This is a genomic window from Dehalogenimonas sp. NIT-SK1 (assembly GCF_055384165.1).
In genome coordinates this window covers 1,448,585-1,466,095 of sequence record NZ_AP042352.1, presented here as the reverse complement: position 1 = coordinate 1,466,095, position 17,511 = coordinate 1,448,585, and the positions used below count along the sequence as shown (strand labels likewise).

Sequence of the window (17,511 nt, the reverse complement as noted above, 5' to 3'; positions counted from 1 at the left end):
TCTGAACGGTCCTTTATTCGTAATAATGCATGAAGATTTCTTCCAAATCCGGTTCTTCTATATGGATATCCTGGATGTGATGAGCGGCTACCGCCTGCAGGATCTTATTGACATCACCGCGGTAGAGGAAAGATATTTCATTGCCCCGATGCTGGAAGTCATTGATCTCGGCCATCGGCAGGTCAGCCTCGCCGAGGCCATCGGCGATTATCTTGAATTTTTTATATGCCTCTTCCCGCAGCGCCGAAACCTGGTCTATCTTGATGATGGAGCCCTCTTTGATGATGGCCAGCCGGTGGCACAGTCGCTGAACTTCACTTAAGATGTGTGATGAAAACAGCACACTGGCGCCGCGCTCATTTTCCTCACGAATGATTTCAAAAAACTCACGCTGCATCAGCGGGTCCAGGCCGGAAGTAGGCTCATCCAGGATAATAAGGTTAGGAGAATGCAGCAGACCCTGGATGATACCGACTTTCTTTTTGTTGCCGTAGGACAGCTCATCTATTTTCCGCGACAGGTCCAGTTCCAGCCTTTCCGCCAGTTCCCTGATGCGACGGGAGCTGTCTTTCTTAAAGAAGCTGGCTGAATAGTTCAGCAATTCCGACACCTTCATGTTCTCGTAATAAAAAACCTCAGACGGCAGGTAGCCGACCTCGGCGCGGATATCGTGGCCTTCGGTGACCACGTCACGGCCGAAAACGCGGGCCGAGCCGCTGGTGGGAAATATCAGGCCTACCAGGATGCGCAGAGTGGTGGTCTTGCCGGCGCCGTTGGGACCGATAAAACCGAATATCTCGCCCTTTTCCACGCTGAAGGAAACATTGGTGATGCCGCGGTGTTTGCCGTACATCTTGGTCAGATCTTTTATTTCTATTACCTTGTCCGACATATCCCTGACTCCTTGGGCGGTATCACCGCTCTCATAAAATGTAGTATTATAGTAATTTACTACAATAATTCATCTGATGTCAACAGGTTTTTTCAAAATATTTTTACAGTTGGCGGTGATGGTAGAATAATAGCAGCTTAAATAAAAGAACTGACCGGAGGAATTGATATGGACCGGAAAATCAGCGAGCTTTTCGACCTGCGCGGCAAGGTAGCCATCGTGACCGGCGCGGGGGCTGGTATCGGCAAGGGCATCGCCCTGCGGCTGGCGGAAGCCGGAGCCAGTGTTGTGGCGGCGGATATTGATATAGACGCGGCCCGGAAAACAGTGGCGGAACTAAGGGTGGCCGGCTACAAGGCGAGGGAAAACCGAACCGATGTCAGTCAGCCGTCTTCCATTGAAAGGACGATGCAGGAAACGCTGGCGGCTTTCGGTGATCTGCACATACTGGTAAATAACGCCGGTGTTTATCCGTTTTCTTCCGGACTGGATATGACAGAGGAAACATGGGACAGGACCCTGGACATCAATCTTAAAGGCACCATGTTTTTCGCCCGGGCGGCAGCCAAGGCCATGCTGGATAGTGGCCACGGCGGTAAAATTATCAATATTGCCTCGGTGGACGCTTTCCATCCCACCGGCAACCTGATAGCCTATGACGCTTCAAAAGGGGGTGTGGTGATGCTGACCAAGGCCCTGGCCAGGGAATGGGCTCCCCGGGGAATCAATGTCAATGCCATCGCTCCCGGCGCGGTAAAAACCCCGGGCGCCGCCTCCGGATTGGAAGGGATAAGCCCGGAAGAAATCAAGGAACTGACGGCCAGGTTCACCGCTTCAATTCCGCTTGGCCGGCAGGGAGAACCGGATGACATCGCCCGGGTGGCTCTTTTCCTGGCTTCCGAGGCCGCGGATTACGTGGTGGGATCGACAATCATCGCCGACGGCGGGTACCTGGTAGGCTGAATCGGTTCTGATTTGATACTTAATCGGGCAGCGGTGTCAACCATTGCCGGCCGGTGGCTCCGCGCCGAATTTTTCGGCCAAAAAGGCCACGGCCTTGTCCACCGCCTGTTTGACGCCGTCGGTCATCTCAAAGCTCCACTCCATCTTTTCCGGCTGGGTTACCAGAAACTGTACCTGCGGCTTATGACCGATCAGCTCGGCTATCTGCAGCAGCTCCGTCATACCCACCTGGTGGAATGACAGATTGGTTTTATCCGCCGGCTGCAGGCTGCTATCAAGGTCGACCAGGCCGATTTCCCCAGGTTCCAGGTCAGCAATCATAACGTCAACCACGAGAAGGGTATCAATGCCCTCCAGGGAACCCAGCAGGTCAAATCCGGCTACCGCGCCTTCCTTCAGGCTGACATTTTCCGGGAAGCGCCAGTCTTTCAGCCGCCGGATGACATGAACACCGAATCCCTCGTCGGCCATGGCTACATTACCGACACCCAGCACCAGGGTGCGGCCGGCCTGTTTTTGCTTGTTTTCCGAGTTCATAAAATACCCTAACTGCGCCGCATGAAAAAGCGGCAGACTTCCGCTGCCGCTTTTTCAGGAAAGGCTTTAATTTACTATCTAGGAAATCTTGACCACTTTAACATTGTTGGTGTGCGGGTCTATCAGGTGCACGGCACAGGCGATGCAGGGGTCAAAGGAGCGGATGATGCGCACCACGTTGATCGGGTTATCCAGGTCAGGCACCGGGGCGCCGATGAGCGCCTGCTCGTAGGGTCCCTTGACGCCGTTCTCGTCGCGTGGTCCGGCGTTCCAGGTTGAGGGAACCACCATCTGGTAATTCTTGATGCGGTGGTTTTCCACTTCCACCCAGTGACCCAGCGCGCCGCGCGGGGCATCCCAGACGCCCATGCCCTTGCCGCTCTTGGGTACCGGCTGTTCATTCATGCCCACCAGCGGGCCCTGCAAGCGAAGCTCAATCAGGCGGTCAATCCACTTGAGGCCTTCGTCAGCAATCATCTTGGAGATGACGGCGCGGCACAGGTGACGGGCTACGACGCCTTCACGGCCGCCGGCCTGGAAGAACGCATCCAGCTGCGGGAACTTGTTGACCAGACCGCGGGCCAGCGGGCCGACTTCCATTGTTTTGGAGTCATAACGCGGCGCTTTCAGGAAGGAGTAGGCGCCGTCTTTATTGAGATTGTAATCGGTCACGCCCTCGGATGGATGCAGCGCGTCGACTCCGGCTGGATAGTCATACCAGGAATTGGTGACGGATTCGGTTATCTTGCTGTAATCGACATCCTGGACACTGGCATTATTTATGTCGGCCAGTGAACCACGGGGACCGCCGGCCATGATTACGCCGCCCTGGAACATGGGGTCGGAGCCGCCGAATGAGATGTCACCGGCAGCGCCGGAGCTGCCCTGGGGCAGCATGGGGTAGGCCAGGTAGTTGCCGTCGGTAGCGCCGAAGCCGGCAGCGGCCAGCGGCAGCAGCGGACCGTAACCCACTGCCGCTACGTCGGGCAGATATACATTATTAACAAAGTCAGCCTGCTCAACCCACAGTTCGCGCAGCGACATCAGCTGTTCAAAGCTGGGGGAGGCAGTGCAGCCGCCGACGGTAAGGGCGTTGGGATGGGGCTGGATGCCGGTAAGGTAGGCCAGCATCTTCTGTGATTTGGCCTTGAGTTCCGCGGCTTTAATGTAATGCGATACCAGGGTGGTGACCGTTTCCGGATCATTTACCGAGAACTCGTCCGGGGTGTAGCGCGGAGTGAAGGGTGAGGTGTCTCCGGCATTGACCAGGCCCACAATCTTGCTCTTAATGGCCAGCAGACCTGGGTCGGCGCCTTCATAGGAGGCTATGGCCATTATGTCCAGGTAGTCCAGGGCGGACAGAATGTAGAAGTGAATGTAGTGGTCATGCATGTAATATCCGGCGGAGAACAGGTTTCGCATCAGCCGGCCAGCCTCGGTCAGCTCAATGCCGAAAGCGTCCTCGAGCGCCTGGGCTGAGGCGATAGTGTGAACGCCTTCACAGACGCCGCAGACACGGCTGGTGACGTAAGGAGCGTCCCAGGGGTCGCGTCCCTGGAGCAGTTTTTCCCAGCCGCGGGCCATGGTACCGGCGGACCAGGCGTCGGTAATTACGCCGTTTTCGACTTCAACCTCGATTCTGAGGTGTCCTTCAATTCTGGTTAACGGATCAACGACAATGCGCGTCATAGTTATTTTACCTTTCCAACCTTATTTTCGAACATTGGATTTCCAATTCCAATTTCAAGGGTTGAGTTAATCATTACTGCGGCGGCAGCCCGAAGTCATAATCATGGGCGTACAGCGGGCTGGTGTCTTCATAAAATTCCGGCTGCGAGCAGGCGACGCAGGGGATGTTGGCTTCAATGCAGTAGCTGGCTCGGCCATTCCACATTCGGTCCCAGCAGTCCTGCATGGCGATGGGTCCCTTGCAGCCCTTTAGAATCAGGCAGTAGTCCTTCTGGGCCGGATTCTTGTAATCAGTCAGGAAACGCCCGGCTTCATAGTGGCCGCGGCGCGGACAATTGTTGTGCATCAGCTGCCCGTAGAAAGCGTAAGGACGGCGATACTGGTCCAGCGCCGGTACGGTGCCGAAGGTGATGTAATGGACGATGGTGGCCACCAGCCGCTCATTGTGCAGCGGGCAGGTGGGCAGGTTGATGACCGGTTTTTCACCGACATCGTCAAATTCATGATGCAGTTCCTTGCCGCGGAACAGGTAGCCGACCGCGTCGGTCGGGCCGGACCGCGGGATGCCGCCGTAGGTAGCGCAGGAGCCGACGCAGATGATGGCGGCGGCGTTGGCGGCGGTTTCGCGGACTATTTCAGTAAACGGTTTGCCAGCTATGGTGCAGAACTTGCCATCCTCAGCCAGCGGGATGGAACCTTCAATAACCAGGACATAACCGCCCTCTTCAATGGTGTCCTGCAGTGCCTGCTCGGCCTGGTGCCCGGAAGCGGCCATGGCCGTTTCATGGTAGCGCAGGGAAATGGTATCCAGCAGGATGGAAGTGGCGTCCGGCTCCTGGTTGTTAAGGAAGGATTCGGTACAACCGGTGCAGCTCTGGCCTTCCAGCCAGATTACCGCCGGTTTGCCGCTGGTGCTTTCCAGCGCTTCCACTATCTGCGGGGCCAGAGCTTGGCTCAAACCAAAGTAGGCTGTGGTCATACCCGCGACCTTGACGAAATCCCGGCGGGTCAGGTTAGGTTTTCTCAGACTTGAAATATCCATCTTTTCTCCTTTGTAATGGGACTGGGTCCCACTCCGGTCTAGATATGTATTTTAGCTTTTATTCCTTATTTGTTCCTACGGGTTTGATTTCAGCCAGTTGCCCAGCAGTTCGTGCTGTTCCTGGGTCAAATACACGCCCGAGTAGTGCGACTTCAGGAAAACGGCCAGGAAGTCAGCGGTCTGCCGCTGCAGGTCAATCTGCTCAATGGAAGGACCGCCGTTGCCGCCGGATCGGTCAGCCGCATGGCAGACGGCGCAATTATAGGCATAGACCAGTGCCGGATCAGTCGGGGCGGGCGCTGAGGTCTGGGTGGAATTTGTGTAAATCCAGTTGATCAGCAGGTCCCGCAGGCGGGAATCCATGGTTACCCCGGTGCGGTGAACCGGCAGCCACTGGGACAGGTAAGCCACGCTCTGATCACGGGAAAGGGCAGGACCTACTCCGCCCTGGCGCTGGGTGCCGTGGCAGGATGCGCAGTAGCTGGCATAAACCAGGCTGGCGTCAACACCCGCCACATCATCGGAGACTGGCAGCAGGCTTTCAGTAGCCGGTGGTGAAGTGGTGGTGGGCGGGGGTGTGGTTGAATCATCGGTGCAGGCGCTCAATACCGGCAGCATTACCAGCATCAGCGCGAAAACCAAAACCAGGATATTTTTGTGTTTCATCAATTTACCTCTCCTGTTCATCTGGATGACCGGGTAAAAAATCTTTGCCTATAAAAAAGGAGACGCCGACTTAAAAACGTCCCCGGTAATGAAATTTGGTTAACACTTATGCCCTCTCCTTTCCTAAGCGCGGGAGGCGCCGGCGTTTCCGCCGCCACCCTCGAAGCCTTGCGGCTTACAGGTCCGAACACCATAACTGAATCAGCTTTAGATTTTCGGACTCGAAGAGCCTTTTCATCAGCCGACCGGTGAGCCTGGCCGGCAAATTCGCTAGGATTGTAGCACCATGGTTTTAGTACTGTCAATATAATTAGTCCTAAAAGTATAATACCGGGTAATTATTTTTCATTTTAGCTTTGCCGACCGTTGAAACGACTTAAAATGCTTGCTACCGGAGCGAAGGGTGTTACAATATGAAAAACTTTTCAGGTGAAAAGGAGACTGCCCTGGAAGTTCAGGAAATTCGCCGGCTGATGGAGGAAAGACAGTACAAGGAGCTGCGCGTCGCGTTGAGTTCCATGGACGCTGACGCCATAGCGCTGCTGCTGACCGAAATGCCTGACGCGGAAACACTGACCGCTTTCAGGCTACTGCCCAAGGACCTGGCGGTCCAGGTATTTGACCAGTTCGACGGCCGCCAGCAACTGGCGCTGATGGAGCTTTTCACCGACAATACCGCCCGCCGCTTCCTGGAAGTACTGCCGCCGGATGACCGGGCGGAACTCTTTGATGAAGTGCCGGCCGCCCTGGCCCGGCGGCTGCTGCGCCTGCTGTCTCCGCAGGACCGGCAGATGACCCTCAAGCTGCTGGGTTACGCCGAAGATAGCGCCGGCAGGGCGATGACGCCGGATTTTGTGGATCTGCAGGAGAAGATGACCGCCGCCGAAGCGCTGGATAAAATCCGGCGGCTGGCGGTATCCAAGGAAACCATTTACATGGCCTATGTCATCAACCGCCAGCGGAAACTGATTGGAACGGTTTCATTGAAGGACCTGGTGCTGGCTGAACCGCGGACCTGTGTTACCGAAATCATGACCGACGAACCCCGCAAAGTCTATACCGATACCGACCAGGAAGAAGTAGGGCGGCTGCTCAAGGATTATGAACTGCTGGCCATTCCGGTGGTGGATGCCGAGAACCGGCTGGTGGGCATCATCACCTGGGACGACGTGGTCGATATAATGGAAGAAGAGGCCACCGAAGATATTTACCGCTTCGGCGCGGTGCCCGGTTCCGAGCGGGCATATTTTACCGACCGTATCTGGTCAGTAGTGCGGCGGCGCACGGTATGGCTGCTGCTGCTTATCTTCGCCAACACCTTTACCGCCACCATAATCGCCGGCCAGGAGGAACTGCTGGCGGAACTGGTGATCATGGCCGCCTTCATCCCGCTGCTTATCGGTACCGGAGGCAACATCGGAGCCCAGTCAGCCACGGTGGTAATCCGCGGCATGGCTACCGGGGAAATCGCCGGGCGGCGGAAAATGTCGGTGGTGCTGCGCGAGGGCGGGGTAGGTCTGCTGCTGGGACTGGTGCTGGGCCTGGTGGTGCTGGCCTGGGCTTACCTGCTGGGACGGGATTTTGAGGTTGCCCTGATAGTGATGATGACCCTGATGCTGCTTTCCACCCTGGCTACACTGACCGGCGCAAGTCTGCCGTTTTTCTTCCAGCGGCTCAAGATTGACCCGGCACTAGTTTCAGCGCCCTTTATTACCACTGTGATGGACGTGCTGGGTGTGGCGCTTTACTTTGCGATAGCCGCCTGGCTGCTGAACATATAGGTCAATAACGGGTCAGTACGATGGTTTTTCAGCGACGATAACAATAAAACCAGCTTCGGTGCGGACCCCGTCCTGCGGCTGTTCCGGTTCATTAACCCGGCCCGGCGGCTGGAAAAGGGCTGATACGTTTCGGGTGACCTTAAAACCGGCGGCAGCCAGCAGATCAATAAGCTGCTGCCGGCTTATAAAGTCAGCATAACGGTATATTGGGTGCCCGGCTGACTTCTTAACCTGGTAAAAGCTGCCCCAGGCGCAGTCTGCGGGAACCATGGCGGCTACAACCTTACCCCGGTCTTTTAAAACGCGGTGGATTTCATCCAGCACCCGGGACGGTGATTCAGTAAAGCAGAGGGTCATTATCAGAAATACTGTTCCGAAGGTTTCATCTTTAAAGGGTAATTCTTCGCCTCTGCCTCGGGTCGTCCGGATACCTCGGGCCTCTGCCATTCTCAGCAGTTTAGCCGAGGGATCAATACCTGTTTCGATGCCCAGGGCTTGGGCGAAGCGACCGCTGCCGACACCGACCTCCAGCCACGGCTTGGGCAGGTTCTGAAGTACATGCCGGATAGCCGCCAGTTCAATGGCAAAAATAGTTTTGCCTTCACCGTCAAACCAGGCGTCATACTCCGCGGCCCTGGAGTCGAACAGGCTCCCACCGTTATCAGAATCCGTCTTCATAAAACCTTTTGAAGTGTTCCCTGAAATAACTGTTTCCGACAATATCTTCTTCTTTAAAGCTGTAGCGGTAATTTTCTATATAATCCTTAAGCACGGCGTAGGCTTTATTGATTTCCGTCATTTCCCGGCTGCTCTCGCTTTTGGTTTTGTCCGGGTGGTGCCGGTGCGACAGCCGTTTATAGGCGGCCTTTACTTCTTTAATGGTTGCTGTTTCACCCAGGCCGAGCCGCTTCCTGGCTTCGTCTATTTCTTTGAAATCAGTGTTGTTCATAAAATCTGCCGTTTCGTCTGTCACTCATACAGCCAATTCAAATCAATTTATTGTATTCCAAGCCTTTTATGCTTATCAAACAGTTTAGCCACGCACCGGAAAATATTTTTACGTTTCAGCGGGTTTTTTCAGCTTCAGCACCGGACTTTTTTCCTATTGACATACACTATATCTAGTGGTAATGTATGCGGGCAACACAACAGATAGTGTTTAAACGTCAGCATCATGTCGCCGCTTGCCTGTATCTGAATAAGGAAATTTCAAGGATAAGGATTTACCGAATGAATTGTCCCAGCTGCCGGCAGAATGATTTCCGGGTGGTTGATTCCCGGGAGGTCGAAGACGGTATTCGCCGCCGGAGGGAATGCCTTAGCTGCGGCTACCGCTTTACAACCTATGAGCGAATCCAGCCGACGGCGGTATATGTCATCAAGAAAGACGGCCGCCGCGAGGAATGGAGCAAGGACAAGCTGCTGGGCGGACTGCATAAAGCCCTGGAGAAGCGGCCGCTGCCGGTGGGTACCGTAGATAAGCTGGCGGATGAAATAGAGTCCGAACTGGTTGAAACCGGCCGGGCCGAGATAGCTTCTTCGGCAGTGGGCGACAAGGTGATGGAGAAGCTCAAGGCGGTTGACAACATCGCCTACATCCGCTTCGCCTCGGTGTACCGCAAGTTCACTGACGTAACAGAGTTCAAGGAAATGGTGGATAAGCTGGTCGGCCGCTCGGAAACGGACAGTCGGTCACAGCTGCCGCTGATGCTGGAAACAGCCGAAAAGAAAATAAAACGGAGAAAAGGCCATGACACCGCAGCCGTCAGGTAAACCCATCGTTGATAAAAACCGCATTGCCCAGATAATCTTCAACCAGGCTTCCGCCATGGGCATCGCGGAGCGCGGCAAGGTAGAGGAAATCACCGCCCGGGTTATCGACCGGCTGGAAAAACCGGCCTCGCTGCCGGGAATGGAAGCCTTCATGCCGGCCGATGCCCGCCAGCCGATCGCGGCTACTGAGTACGAGATTGAGTCACTGGTCAAGGATATTATTGACGCCGCCAGGCCTCCGGCTGTCGCTGAAGAAACTGAAGTTAAGGAAGCGCCGATGCCGGATAGAGCCGAAGTGCCTGACCCGCCTTTGCCGCCTGTCCCCCCCGTTATTACCAAACCATCTAAAGAGGAGAAAATTATGCCGGTCAACACCCGTACCCGAAACACAAAACCGAATAAGAAAAACGCGGTCCCCGAAAAGGTGGAACTGGCTGATAATTCACTGGCGGTGCTGCAGAAGCGTTATTTGAAAAAGGACAAGTCCGGCAATCCCACCGAAACCCCGGAGGATATGCTGCGCCGGGTGGCCCGCACCGTGGCTGCCGCCGAGCTGATCTACAACCCGGACTGCAAGGTGCGCGATATTGAAAACGAATACTACGGCCTGATGTCCCGGCTGGAATTTCTGCCCAACTCGCCGACGCTGATGAACGCGGGGCGGGAGCTGGGGCAGCTTTCGGCCTGCTTCGTGCTGCCTATTGAGGATTCCATTGAAAGCATCTTTGATGCCGTCAAGCATACCGCCATGATTCATAAATCCGGCGGCGGCACCGGTTTTTCATTCTCCCGGCTGCGCCCCGAGTCCGACCGGGTAGGCACTACCGGCGGCGTGGCTTCCGGGCCGGTGTCCTTCATGCGCGCCTTTGACGTGGCCACCGATGTCATCAAGCAGGGCGGCACCCGCCGCGGCGCCAACATGGCCATCCTGTCCATTGACCATCCGGACATTGAGCATTTCATCACCGCCAAGCAGAACGCCGGGGTGCTGACCAACTTCAATCTTTCAGTAGCCATTACCGACAAATTTATGGAAGCGGTCAGCGCCGATACCGATTATGAGCTGGTCAACCCCCACAACGGCGAGGTGCTGGGCACCCGCAAGGCCCGGGAAATTTTTGACCAGATAGTGCAGCTGGCCTGGAAGACCGGCGACCCCGGCATTGTCTTCATTGACCGCATCAATGATGAAAACCCGACGCCGAACCTGGGGCGCATTGAATCAACCAATCCCTGCGGCGAGCAGCCGCTGCTGCCCTATGAGTCCTGCAACCTGGGCTCGGTCAACCTGTCCCGCATGGTCAAGGGTAACGGCAAAAAGGAGATTGACTACGACAAACTGGGTTACACGGTGCGTACCGCGGTTCGTTTCCTGGATGACGTCATTGACGTCAATAAGTTCCCGCTGCCGCAGATTGCTGAGCAGACGCGCAAAACCCGCAAGATCGGCCTGGGAGTGATGGGCTTTGCTGACATGCTTATTGAACTGGGTATTTCTTATAATTCAGCCGAGGCCCCCCAGACCGCGGAAGAAGTGATGGGCTTCATCCAGCGGGAAGCGTATAAGGCCTCAGAAGAACTGGCGGCTGAGCGCGGCGTCTTCCCGGCCTACGAAGGCAGCAAGTACGACGGTCAGGTCAAGATGCGCAACGCCTCCTGCACCACCATCGCCCCCACCGGTACGCTGTCCATCATCGCCGGCTGTTCTTCCGGCATTGAGCCGCACTTCGCGCTGTGCTTCACCCGCAACATCATGGACGGCACCCGCATGATAGAGGTCAATCCCTACTTCGCCCAGGCTGCCAAAGATGGTGGATTCTATTCCGACGAATTGATGAAAAAACTGGCCGAGGGCGGTCACCTGGAAGATATGCCAGAGGTGCCGGAAGAGGTTAAAAAGCTCTTTGTTACCGCCCACGGCATTACTCCGGAATGGCACGTCAGGATGCAGGCCGCATTCCAGAAATATACCGACAACGCCGTATCCAAGACGGTCAACTTCCCGGCTGAGGCTACCGTAGCTCACGTGGAAGAGGTTTACAAGATGGCCTTCAACGAGAATCTGAAGGGTATCACCATCTACCGCGATGGCTGCAAGGCTGACCAGCCGATGTCCACCGGCAAGGCTGAGCCGGCCAAGGCGGAAACACCGGCTCCGGCGCCCAAGCCTTCCGGACCACGCAAGCGTTCCAAGGTGACCAATGGCTTTACCGAAAAGGTCAACACCGGCTGCGGTACGCTGTATGTTACCGTCAACTCCGATGACAACGGCGTCTGCGAGGTCTTTTCCCACCTGGGCAAGACCGGTGGCTGCGCCGCCGCCCAGCTGGAAAGCACCTGCCGGCTGGCCTCGCTGTCCCTGCGCAGCGGTGTTTCCCCTGATTCCGTGGCCAAGCAGCTAAAGGGCATCCGCTGCCCCTCCATCGCCTGGGACGGCGGCAAGAGCGTGCTGTCCTGCGCTGACGCTATTGCCAGTGTATTGGAGAACTTCCTAGCCCAGAGCCGCCCGGACGGCAATGGCAACGGGCACTCTGATAAAAAGCCGGTTACCGACCTGGGACTGGCCAAGAATATTGCCGGCCAGTGCGTAGAATGCGGCAGCATCCTGGTGTACCAGGAAGGCTGTTTCATCTGTCCTGGGTGTGGGTTTACGAAGTGTTAGGGTGATGGAAGAACACTCAATTACAGAAACCCGTCAAAACCGTACCGTAAATACATATTGCTATCTATTTCAGGCGGCTGATTTCGCATTGGAAAGAGCTAAGAGTTCTGAAGAAGGTGGTTTTTATTACTGTCTTTATTCAATTGTCATGAGTGCTTTCTCCTTTGAAGCATTTCTTAACCATTTAGGATCTGACCATGTTGAAAAATGGGATAAATACATGCCTGTACTCGACAAATTGAAGTTTCTTGCGAATCAGAAAGGTATTGTAGTTGATTATGCCAAGAGTCCTTTTCAAAGTATCAAGGAATCTAATCAAGTTAGGAACGATTTAGCGCACGGAGTTACCGAAAAATTAAATAAATGTTACTCTATTAATAACTCACGAAAAACGAGAATAGGTTTACAAACGACTTGGGAAATGAAATGTACGCTTTCTCGAGCTAGTCGTATACTTGCCGATACAGAGTTAGTGATGAAAGAAATGTTTAGGGCTTTCAACAACGGTTCTGAGTTGCTATTGGGGATTTTAAGTTTGGGTTCAACTCTCACAACGACTCGGGTCAACGAGAAATTCAGCTCATTTTCAAATTAGTTACCCCCTAATTCCCCGTATGATTATTGGCATCCACTCTCAGCTTATAACTGATCTGCTCACTCAGCGTCGCTATGAACGATGACGTTGGAGTACCTGAACTTGATCCCAACGAACCCACTACGAAAACTTCCCCAACCCTTGACTTGCCTCCCCATTTCGGCTAATCATTGACCGGAGTTTTTCTTGGCAAAAGAATTTCGTAATATTCTGGCTTTTCTCGCGGCGAATAAGAATGAGACGGTCATTCTTGTTTCCGCTGTCCTATTGCTGACTTTCGCTGAGTATCACCCTGTCTGGAACTACTGGTTCAACTCCCTCTTTTATTACGCCATCATTCCGGTGGGTGTGCTCCTTCTCTTGAAGAAAAATCCTTTGGATTACGGATTGGGGCTGGGCAAGGTCAGGATCTGGGGGCCTTATGTCATCGTCATCTGCCTGATTTGTGTTCCCATCCTCATTGCGGCTTCTTACCTCGGTAACCTTCAGAGTTATTACACCAAAGAGAATTTTGAATTCCTCAGGTACTGCCTGGAAATTGCCGTGTACATGATTGGATGGGAATATATTTTCCGCGGGTTTCTGCTTTTCGGTCTGAAAGAAAAGCTCAAAGAAGCCAGCATCCTGGTCCAGATGATACCCTTTGTCCTCCTTCATTTCGGCAAACCGGAACTAGAGACCGTCAGCACCATATTTACGGGAATACTGTTCGGTTATGTGGCCTACCGGGGAGGGTCGTTCTGGCCGGCCTTCCTGATACATTTATTCATCAACATATTTTTCCTGGCCATTGTCAATCTGAATTGATTGTTCAGGGTGACCATGGATATCTATTTCGAGTCGAAAGGCAACACCTCTAAAAGCTCCAGATTGGTAAGATTGTTCAACTGTAGTCTGGACTGGGACAGCGTGTAAAGGACATTCTCAATATACAGGCTCCGGGTTATCTGGCCGGGTCCTCCGTAGAAATATTCTCCGCTTTTCTGGAAAATATCGGTCGTGTCGTAATGGCTGACTTTACCTTTCAAGTTGAATCCGCCGTCCAGCGTCAGATTGTATACGTAGGCGCCTTGGAAGACGAATTCGCCCTGCATGTTCTTGGGCTGGCCCGGTTTCAATTCGGCTACCGTAACCGGTAACACCAGCAGACCTGATTCTTTGTCGAAAAGAACAGCCTTGTGTTCGCTGTTGGCCAGGCTTTCGGTGCCCCGGTCGCCTATTACCTCTTTATAGACCTCAATCGGGTTATTGACATCACTCACATCAAAGAGCGACAGCTTGACTCCCTGAATCGCTGTGTAGTATACAGCGTTATCGGTATGGACCAGGTCGGCGTCGATACTGGGATCCACCTCGTGGCCGATGCCGATAAGGTGAGTTTCATCATAAGGTTGCAGGTAATTGCTGTAACCTGGTATCTTCAATTTGCCGAGTATTTTGGGGTTTTCAGGCTGTGCCAGGTCGATAACGAAGAGCGGGTCCACATGCAGGAAAGTCACCATGTAGGCGCGCTGGCCCATGAAACGCACGGCGTAAATGCTTTCCCCGGGGGCCACATCTTCCAGGGCGCCGGTCGCCTTCAGGGAGGCGTCAAGAACGTAAACGTTATTGGTCGAGGTATCGCGGTTATTCACATAGCCGCTGATGGTTGTGGCGATGCGGAAGTAGCCGTTGTATTCATCCATGGCGAACTGGTTCAGGATGTGTCCATTTACATTGCCGGTGGCCTGGTAAATGACTTCACCGGCGTTTAGAGAGAACTTGGTGATCACCGTGTTTTGCGTTTGGTCGGCAATCGGTATGCCGATACCGTCGTAGACCGGCCATGAGGTCTGGGCGATATACAGGTTATCAGCCGAGGCATAGACGTTTTCGCCGCTGCCGGCGATGACTGTTTTACTGACGGCTTTTTCCGCATCGGTCATCGACAATGAGGCAATCGTGAGGAAGCTGGCTGCCTGGACCGGAGGGATATAACCGATCTGATCGTAGCTGGCGATTGGTTGAAAACTACCGGGGTTTTTATTATTGCCGTTCGTCTCCCGATAAGCCGGGATAAGATCGCTGGCGGCCGGATTGATATCGAAGTAGTCGGGATAAGAATTGATGACGAAGTAGACGTCAGGTCCTATCTTCCGCGAGGTCAGGTAAGATCCCTCAATATCGATACTCTTAAGTAATTCGGGATTCGAGTGGTCTTTAGTATCGTAAAGTTTTACCGATGTCAGGCCGGTCCGGTACGGGTAGATAGACGAGATATCCGGCATCCCTTCATTCGGCATGATGGTGATCGGATAGTCCGGTTCAAAACTGTTGGAATAGGTGTAACCGAATACTGCAAGACGGTCGCCGTTGATAAGGAGTTCTTGGGGATTGAACCCTTCTATGGAAATCTGCCCGACGATGTCGGCCGATTCAGGCGGATATGCCCTGGATATGTAAATAACGTTACCGGACACCGCGTAAATATACTTGCCGTCGGTTTTAACGATGTCCGCTTCGTCCACTCCGGCTACCTGGACATTGGTTTCGGAGTAAGATTTACTACTGGATGCTACTGCGTCATCCGCTTGTGCGGCAAGGACCGGTGGCATTGCCTCCATGGCCCACCAGTTGCCGGAATATCCCCTGGTTTGCGCCTGGGTGAAGGCTGTAACTAATGCTTTTTCTGATGTAAACGTGGGTAGGCCGGTGACCGGGTCATTGTTATCACCAGTGCAACCGGGAATGGCTAGAATGGAACAGAGTACTAAAGCAGATAAACTGAATAATCCGAGCTTTTTCATGGGACACAAACCTCACGCTGACTTCTAACATCTATAACGGCGATGACAGCGTAAAGTTATCCCTTTTCCTGTTTTATTCATTCCCCCCACTCAAAAGAATAACTCCCCTTATGGTCCCGGGCATCAACCCTGATGGTATATTCCCCCGGTTCGCTTAATGTTACGTTGAAGGATGAAGTGGGGATGTCATGCCCCTCGTAGGCACAGTCGGCGGTTTCATTGTCTTTGGCGATATAGGCGTCTATTGAGCCTTTTTCAGTTACCACCTCTACCAGCACGGTGAGCGGCTGGTCTTGCTCAACTTTTATATCTCGCTGCTTGTAGCCGCTGAATTTATCATAGGTCATCGCCATTTTACCCGGCAAGTTAGTTTCAACGGAGTTTATCTGGATGCCGGAACCCACGGTGCAGCCAGTGACCATCAGCAGCAGGGCAAATAAAGAGCTTAGTATTAAGTGATATTTTTTCATTACGCCTCCAATTGGTACAGTACCGAGGGTATTTTATTACTAAAGACACGAAATACGCACCCGTCAAAAGTATGGTTTTTAAACTGTAAATAAGAGCAGTAGACCATGAAATTTGATAAAAATCCTTCCCGGAAAACCCTGTCGGTATGTTACACTATTCCTGACAGCTCATGGCATTAACCGGACGAGAGATAACAGAATACGCCGAAACCCTGTTTGATGTTTCCGGCATCAGCCCGCTGCCTGAAGGCGGCAGCGTTATTCTCTGCGGGCTGGAGTCAACTCCGGACCGCGACCTGGATGAATTCAGCCAGGCGGACGGATGTTTTGAATTGGTTGGATTTCAGCGGCACTTCGTGCCCGGGCTGGGAAAAATGCTGCAATTTCTCCGGGAAAGAGGCTGCCGGGCTGAACTGGCCGGGCGTTACGGGTATCCGCTTCACGGGCGGCTCAACCTCAAGGAGCTGGCAATCAGCCTGGGGTTGGGCGTGCGCGGCAAGAGCACCGTGGTGCTGCACCCGGAATACGGCGCCATGTTGAGGTTTGCGGCCATTGTCGTGGATGGTCAGTTCGATGAGGCAAAGCCGGAGGCGATCCCGAACTACCAGCCGTGCCGGAACTGCCGGGTCTGCATTGATGAATGTCCGGTTCATATACTGGAGTCTTATAAGCTCACCGATATTGAAAAATGCCTTTCCAATACCAAAGTGATGAAATTAAGAAACGGGCGGCTGGTGCCCTGCGATATTTGCCTCAAAAAATGCCCGACCAATAACCCTGAAGGATAAAGTGATGGATAAAATCCTGGGCGTAAGTGGCAGCCCTCGGCAGGGTGGTAATTCCGACATACTGCTGCAAACGATGCTCAAGACGGCGGCGGATGCCGGTGCTTTGACCGAGGCGGTTTATCTGCGGGATTATGATTTTCAGACCTGTTCCGGGTGCGAAAAATGCCGCAAGGACAAGGAGTGTACCGGGCTGGATGATGATATGCGGCTGATTTATCCCAAGATTGAAGCTGCCGGCGGACTGGTGCTGGTGACTCCGATCCATCACTATAATATGACTGCCCTGATGAAAGCCTTCATTGACCGGCTTTACTGCTATTATGATTTCGGGAAGCAGCGGCCAGGCCAGTGGAGCAGCCGCCTGGCCGGACAGGGCCGACGGGTGGCGCTGGCCGTTGTCGGAGAGCAGGATGGCTATGAAGAAGGCGGTATGGACCTGACTATGGAAACGCTGCGGCGGTCAGTGACGGCGCTGGGCTACGAGATTGCCGGGGAGCTGCCGGTGCTGGGTGTTTTCGGCAAGGGCAGAGTACGGCGCGAGGCTGAAGTACTGGAACAGGCGGCAGTGTTGGGGCGGGATTTGGCGGACAAGTAGCTGGCGCCGCTAATAAATTCCAAATCTCAAATAATAATTAAGCTCCAATATTCAATATTAAAACGAAGTACGGAGATTATTCCGGCCGCGGACGCTCTTCAACGTTAGTGGATAGATTAGCCTGAATCCCCCATTATTTTTTCAGTCTGCCAGTCAGCAGCTACTGTTGTGACCGTGGTTACAGCCAGTCCGCATAATACTGAGTATAATGGTCAACAATAGGAGGCAGTATTATGTGGTATTGGAATAATCATATGGCTGACTGGGCATCT

17 protein-coding genes and 1 riboswitch are annotated in these 17,511 nt (G+C 53.8%); of the genes, 8 read left to right on the top strand and 9 right to left on the bottom strand.

From position 1 onward, the window contains the following. Positions 1–13: 13 nt before the first annotated feature. The gene (locus ACZ48S_RS07645) at positions 14–892 is read right to left on the bottom strand and encodes an ABC transporter ATP-binding protein (RefSeq protein ID WP_464212285.1); all 879 of its coding nucleotides are present in this window, start codon (positions 890–892) and stop codon (positions 14–16) included. 168 nt (positions 893–1,060) lie between these two features. Between ACZ48S_RS07645 and ACZ48S_RS07640 the strand changes: the two genes are divergently transcribed. Beyond that, positions 1,061–1,855, top strand: coding sequence for an SDR family NAD(P)-dependent oxidoreductase (locus ACZ48S_RS07640; RefSeq protein WP_464212283.1), 795 nt, complete (start codon positions 1,061–1,063; stop codon positions 1,853–1,855). A gap of 36 nt (positions 1,856–1,891) precedes the next feature. Here ACZ48S_RS07640 and ACZ48S_RS07635 read toward each other — a convergent pair whose 3' ends face one another. The 4 genes from ACZ48S_RS07635 to ACZ48S_RS07620 form a co-directional block, all read right to left on the bottom strand. Beyond that, positions 1,892–2,392 (bottom strand): hydrogenase maturation protease, encoded by a 501-nt coding sequence (locus tag ACZ48S_RS07635; protein WP_464212281.1) that lies wholly within the window; start codon positions 2,390–2,392, stop codon positions 1,892–1,894. 78 nt (positions 2,393–2,470) lie between these two features. Continuing rightward, on the bottom strand, positions 2,471–4,081 hold the full coding sequence (locus tag ACZ48S_RS07630) for a nickel-dependent hydrogenase large subunit (RefSeq protein ID WP_464212279.1): 1,611 nt from the start codon (positions 4,079–4,081) through the stop codon (positions 2,471–2,473). A 73-nt stretch (positions 4,082–4,154) separates the two neighbouring features. Next, positions 4,155–5,123: a hydrogenase small subunit gene (locus ACZ48S_RS07625; RefSeq protein WP_464212277.1), complete on the bottom strand. Its 969-nt coding sequence runs from the start codon at positions 5,121–5,123 to the stop codon at positions 4,155–4,157. A gap of 75 nt (positions 5,124–5,198) precedes the next feature. Beyond that, positions 5,199–5,789 (bottom strand): c-type cytochrome, encoded by a 591-nt coding sequence (locus ACZ48S_RS07620; RefSeq protein WP_464212275.1) that lies wholly within the window; start codon positions 5,787–5,789, stop codon positions 5,199–5,201. Between the two features lie 99 nt (positions 5,790–5,888). After that, positions 5,889–6,028, bottom strand: a riboswitch (molybdenum cofactor riboswitch). Positions 6,029–6,202: 174 nt separating this feature from the next. On the opposite strand from ACZ48S_RS07620, the gene mgtE reads away from it, so the two are divergent. Further along, entirely contained in the window at positions 6,203–7,570 is a 1,368-nt protein-coding gene (gene mgtE / locus ACZ48S_RS07615; RefSeq protein WP_464212273.1) for a magnesium transporter, read from the top strand. Positions 7,571–7,582: 12 nt separating this feature from the next. Here mgtE and ACZ48S_RS07610 read toward each other — a convergent pair whose 3' ends face one another. Both ACZ48S_RS07610 and ACZ48S_RS07605 read right to left on the bottom strand, forming a co-directional pair. Further along, positions 7,583–8,248, bottom strand: coding sequence for a methyltransferase domain-containing protein (locus ACZ48S_RS07610; protein WP_464212271.1), 666 nt, complete (start codon positions 8,246–8,248; stop codon positions 7,583–7,585). Next, positions 8,232–8,543 (bottom strand): J domain-containing protein, encoded by a 312-nt coding sequence (locus tag ACZ48S_RS07605; RefSeq protein WP_464212269.1) that lies wholly within the window; start codon positions 8,541–8,543, stop codon positions 8,232–8,234. Before ACZ48S_RS07605 ends, ACZ48S_RS07610 begins: the two co-directional genes overlap by 17 nt. A 257-nt stretch (positions 8,544–8,800) precedes the next feature. Between ACZ48S_RS07605 and nrdR the strand changes: the two genes are divergently transcribed. The 4 genes from nrdR to ACZ48S_RS07585 all read left to right on the top strand — a co-directional run bounded on the left by nrdR (position 8,801) and on the right by ACZ48S_RS07585 (position 13,407). Beyond that, positions 8,801–9,343 (top strand): transcriptional regulator NrdR, encoded by a 543-nt coding sequence (nrdR, locus tag ACZ48S_RS07600; protein ID WP_464212267.1) that lies wholly within the window; start codon positions 8,801–8,803, stop codon positions 9,341–9,343. Further along, the gene (locus ACZ48S_RS07595; protein WP_464212265.1) at positions 9,321–12,005 is read left to right on the top strand and encodes a vitamin B12-dependent ribonucleotide reductase; all 2,685 of its coding nucleotides are present in this window, start codon (positions 9,321–9,323) and stop codon (positions 12,003–12,005) included. The genes nrdR and ACZ48S_RS07595 overlap by 23 nt, the downstream gene beginning before the upstream one ends. Position 12,006: 1 nt before the next feature. Then, a complete protein-coding gene (locus tag ACZ48S_RS07590; protein ID WP_464212263.1) occupies positions 12,007–12,600 on the top strand; it encodes a hypothetical protein in 594 nt (197 codons plus the stop codon). 186 nt (positions 12,601–12,786) lie between these two features. Next, the gene (locus tag ACZ48S_RS07585; protein WP_464212261.1) at positions 12,787–13,407 is read left to right on the top strand and encodes a CPBP family intramembrane glutamic endopeptidase; all 621 of its coding nucleotides are present in this window, start codon (positions 12,787–12,789) and stop codon (positions 13,405–13,407) included. Positions 13,408–13,430: 23 nt separating this feature from the next. Here ACZ48S_RS07585 and ACZ48S_RS07580 read toward each other — a convergent pair whose 3' ends face one another. Then, on the bottom strand, positions 13,431–15,386 hold the full coding sequence (locus ACZ48S_RS07580) for a beta-propeller domain-containing protein (RefSeq protein ID WP_464212259.1): 1,956 nt from the start codon (positions 15,384–15,386) through the stop codon (positions 13,431–13,433). A gap of 77 nt (positions 15,387–15,463) precedes the next feature. After that, positions 15,464–15,856 (bottom strand): hypothetical protein, encoded by a 393-nt coding sequence (locus ACZ48S_RS07575; RefSeq protein WP_464212257.1) that lies wholly within the window; start codon positions 15,854–15,856, stop codon positions 15,464–15,466. A gap of 170 nt (positions 15,857–16,026) precedes the next feature. Here ACZ48S_RS07575 and ACZ48S_RS07570 point away from each other — a divergent pair, with 170 nt between their 5' ends. Both ACZ48S_RS07570 and ACZ48S_RS07565 read left to right on the top strand, forming a co-directional pair. Beyond that, entirely contained in the window at positions 16,027–16,644 is a 618-nt protein-coding gene (locus ACZ48S_RS07570; protein WP_464212255.1) for a 4Fe-4S binding protein, read from the top strand. A 4-nt stretch (positions 16,645–16,648) separates the two neighbouring features. Then, entirely contained in the window at positions 16,649–17,239 is a 591-nt protein-coding gene (locus ACZ48S_RS07565) for a flavodoxin family protein (RefSeq protein WP_464212253.1), read from the top strand. Positions 17,240–17,511 lie beyond the last annotated feature (272 nt).

Coding starts and splice junctions, on each gene's coding strand:
- nrdR (WP_464212267.1), top strand. CDS start 8,801: ATGAATTGTCCCAGCTGCCGGCAGAATGATTTCCGGGTGGTTGATTCC.
- ACZ48S_RS07635 (WP_464212281.1), bottom strand. CDS start 2,392: ATGAACTCGGAAAACAAGCAAAAACAGGCCGGCCGCACCCTGGTGCTG.
- ACZ48S_RS07570 (WP_464212255.1), top strand. CDS start 16,027: ATGGCATTAACCGGACGAGAGATAACAGAATACGCCGAAACCCTGTTT.
- ACZ48S_RS07625 (WP_464212277.1), bottom strand. CDS start 5,123: ATGGATATTTCAAGTCTGAGAAAACCTAACCTGACCCGCCGGGATTTC.
- ACZ48S_RS07595 (WP_464212265.1), top strand. CDS start 9,321: ATGACACCGCAGCCGTCAGGTAAACCCATCGTTGATAAAAACCGCATT.
- ACZ48S_RS07620 (WP_464212275.1), bottom strand. CDS start 5,789: ATGAAACACAAAAATATCCTGGTTTTGGTTTTCGCGCTGATGCTGGTA.
- ACZ48S_RS07610 (WP_464212271.1), bottom strand. CDS start 8,248: ATGAAGACGGATTCTGATAACGGTGGGAGCCTGTTCGACTCCAGGGCC.
- ACZ48S_RS07640 (WP_464212283.1), top strand. CDS start 1,061: ATGGACCGGAAAATCAGCGAGCTTTTCGACCTGCGCGGCAAGGTAGCC.
- ACZ48S_RS07565 (WP_464212253.1), top strand. CDS start 16,649: ATGGATAAAATCCTGGGCGTAAGTGGCAGCCCTCGGCAGGGTGGTAAT.
- ACZ48S_RS07575 (WP_464212257.1), bottom strand. CDS start 15,856: ATGAAAAAATATCACTTAATACTAAGCTCTTTATTTGCCCTGCTGCTG.
- mgtE (WP_464212273.1), top strand. CDS start 6,203: ATGAAAAACTTTTCAGGTGAAAAGGAGACTGCCCTGGAAGTTCAGGAA.
- ACZ48S_RS07645 (WP_464212285.1), bottom strand. CDS start 892: ATGTCGGACAAGGTAATAGAAATAAAAGATCTGACCAAGATGTACGGC.
- ACZ48S_RS07580 (WP_464212259.1), bottom strand. CDS start 15,386: ATGAAAAAGCTCGGATTATTCAGTTTATCTGCTTTAGTACTCTGTTCC.
- ACZ48S_RS07630 (WP_464212279.1), bottom strand. CDS start 4,081: ATGACGCGCATTGTCGTTGATCCGTTAACCAGAATTGAAGGACACCTC.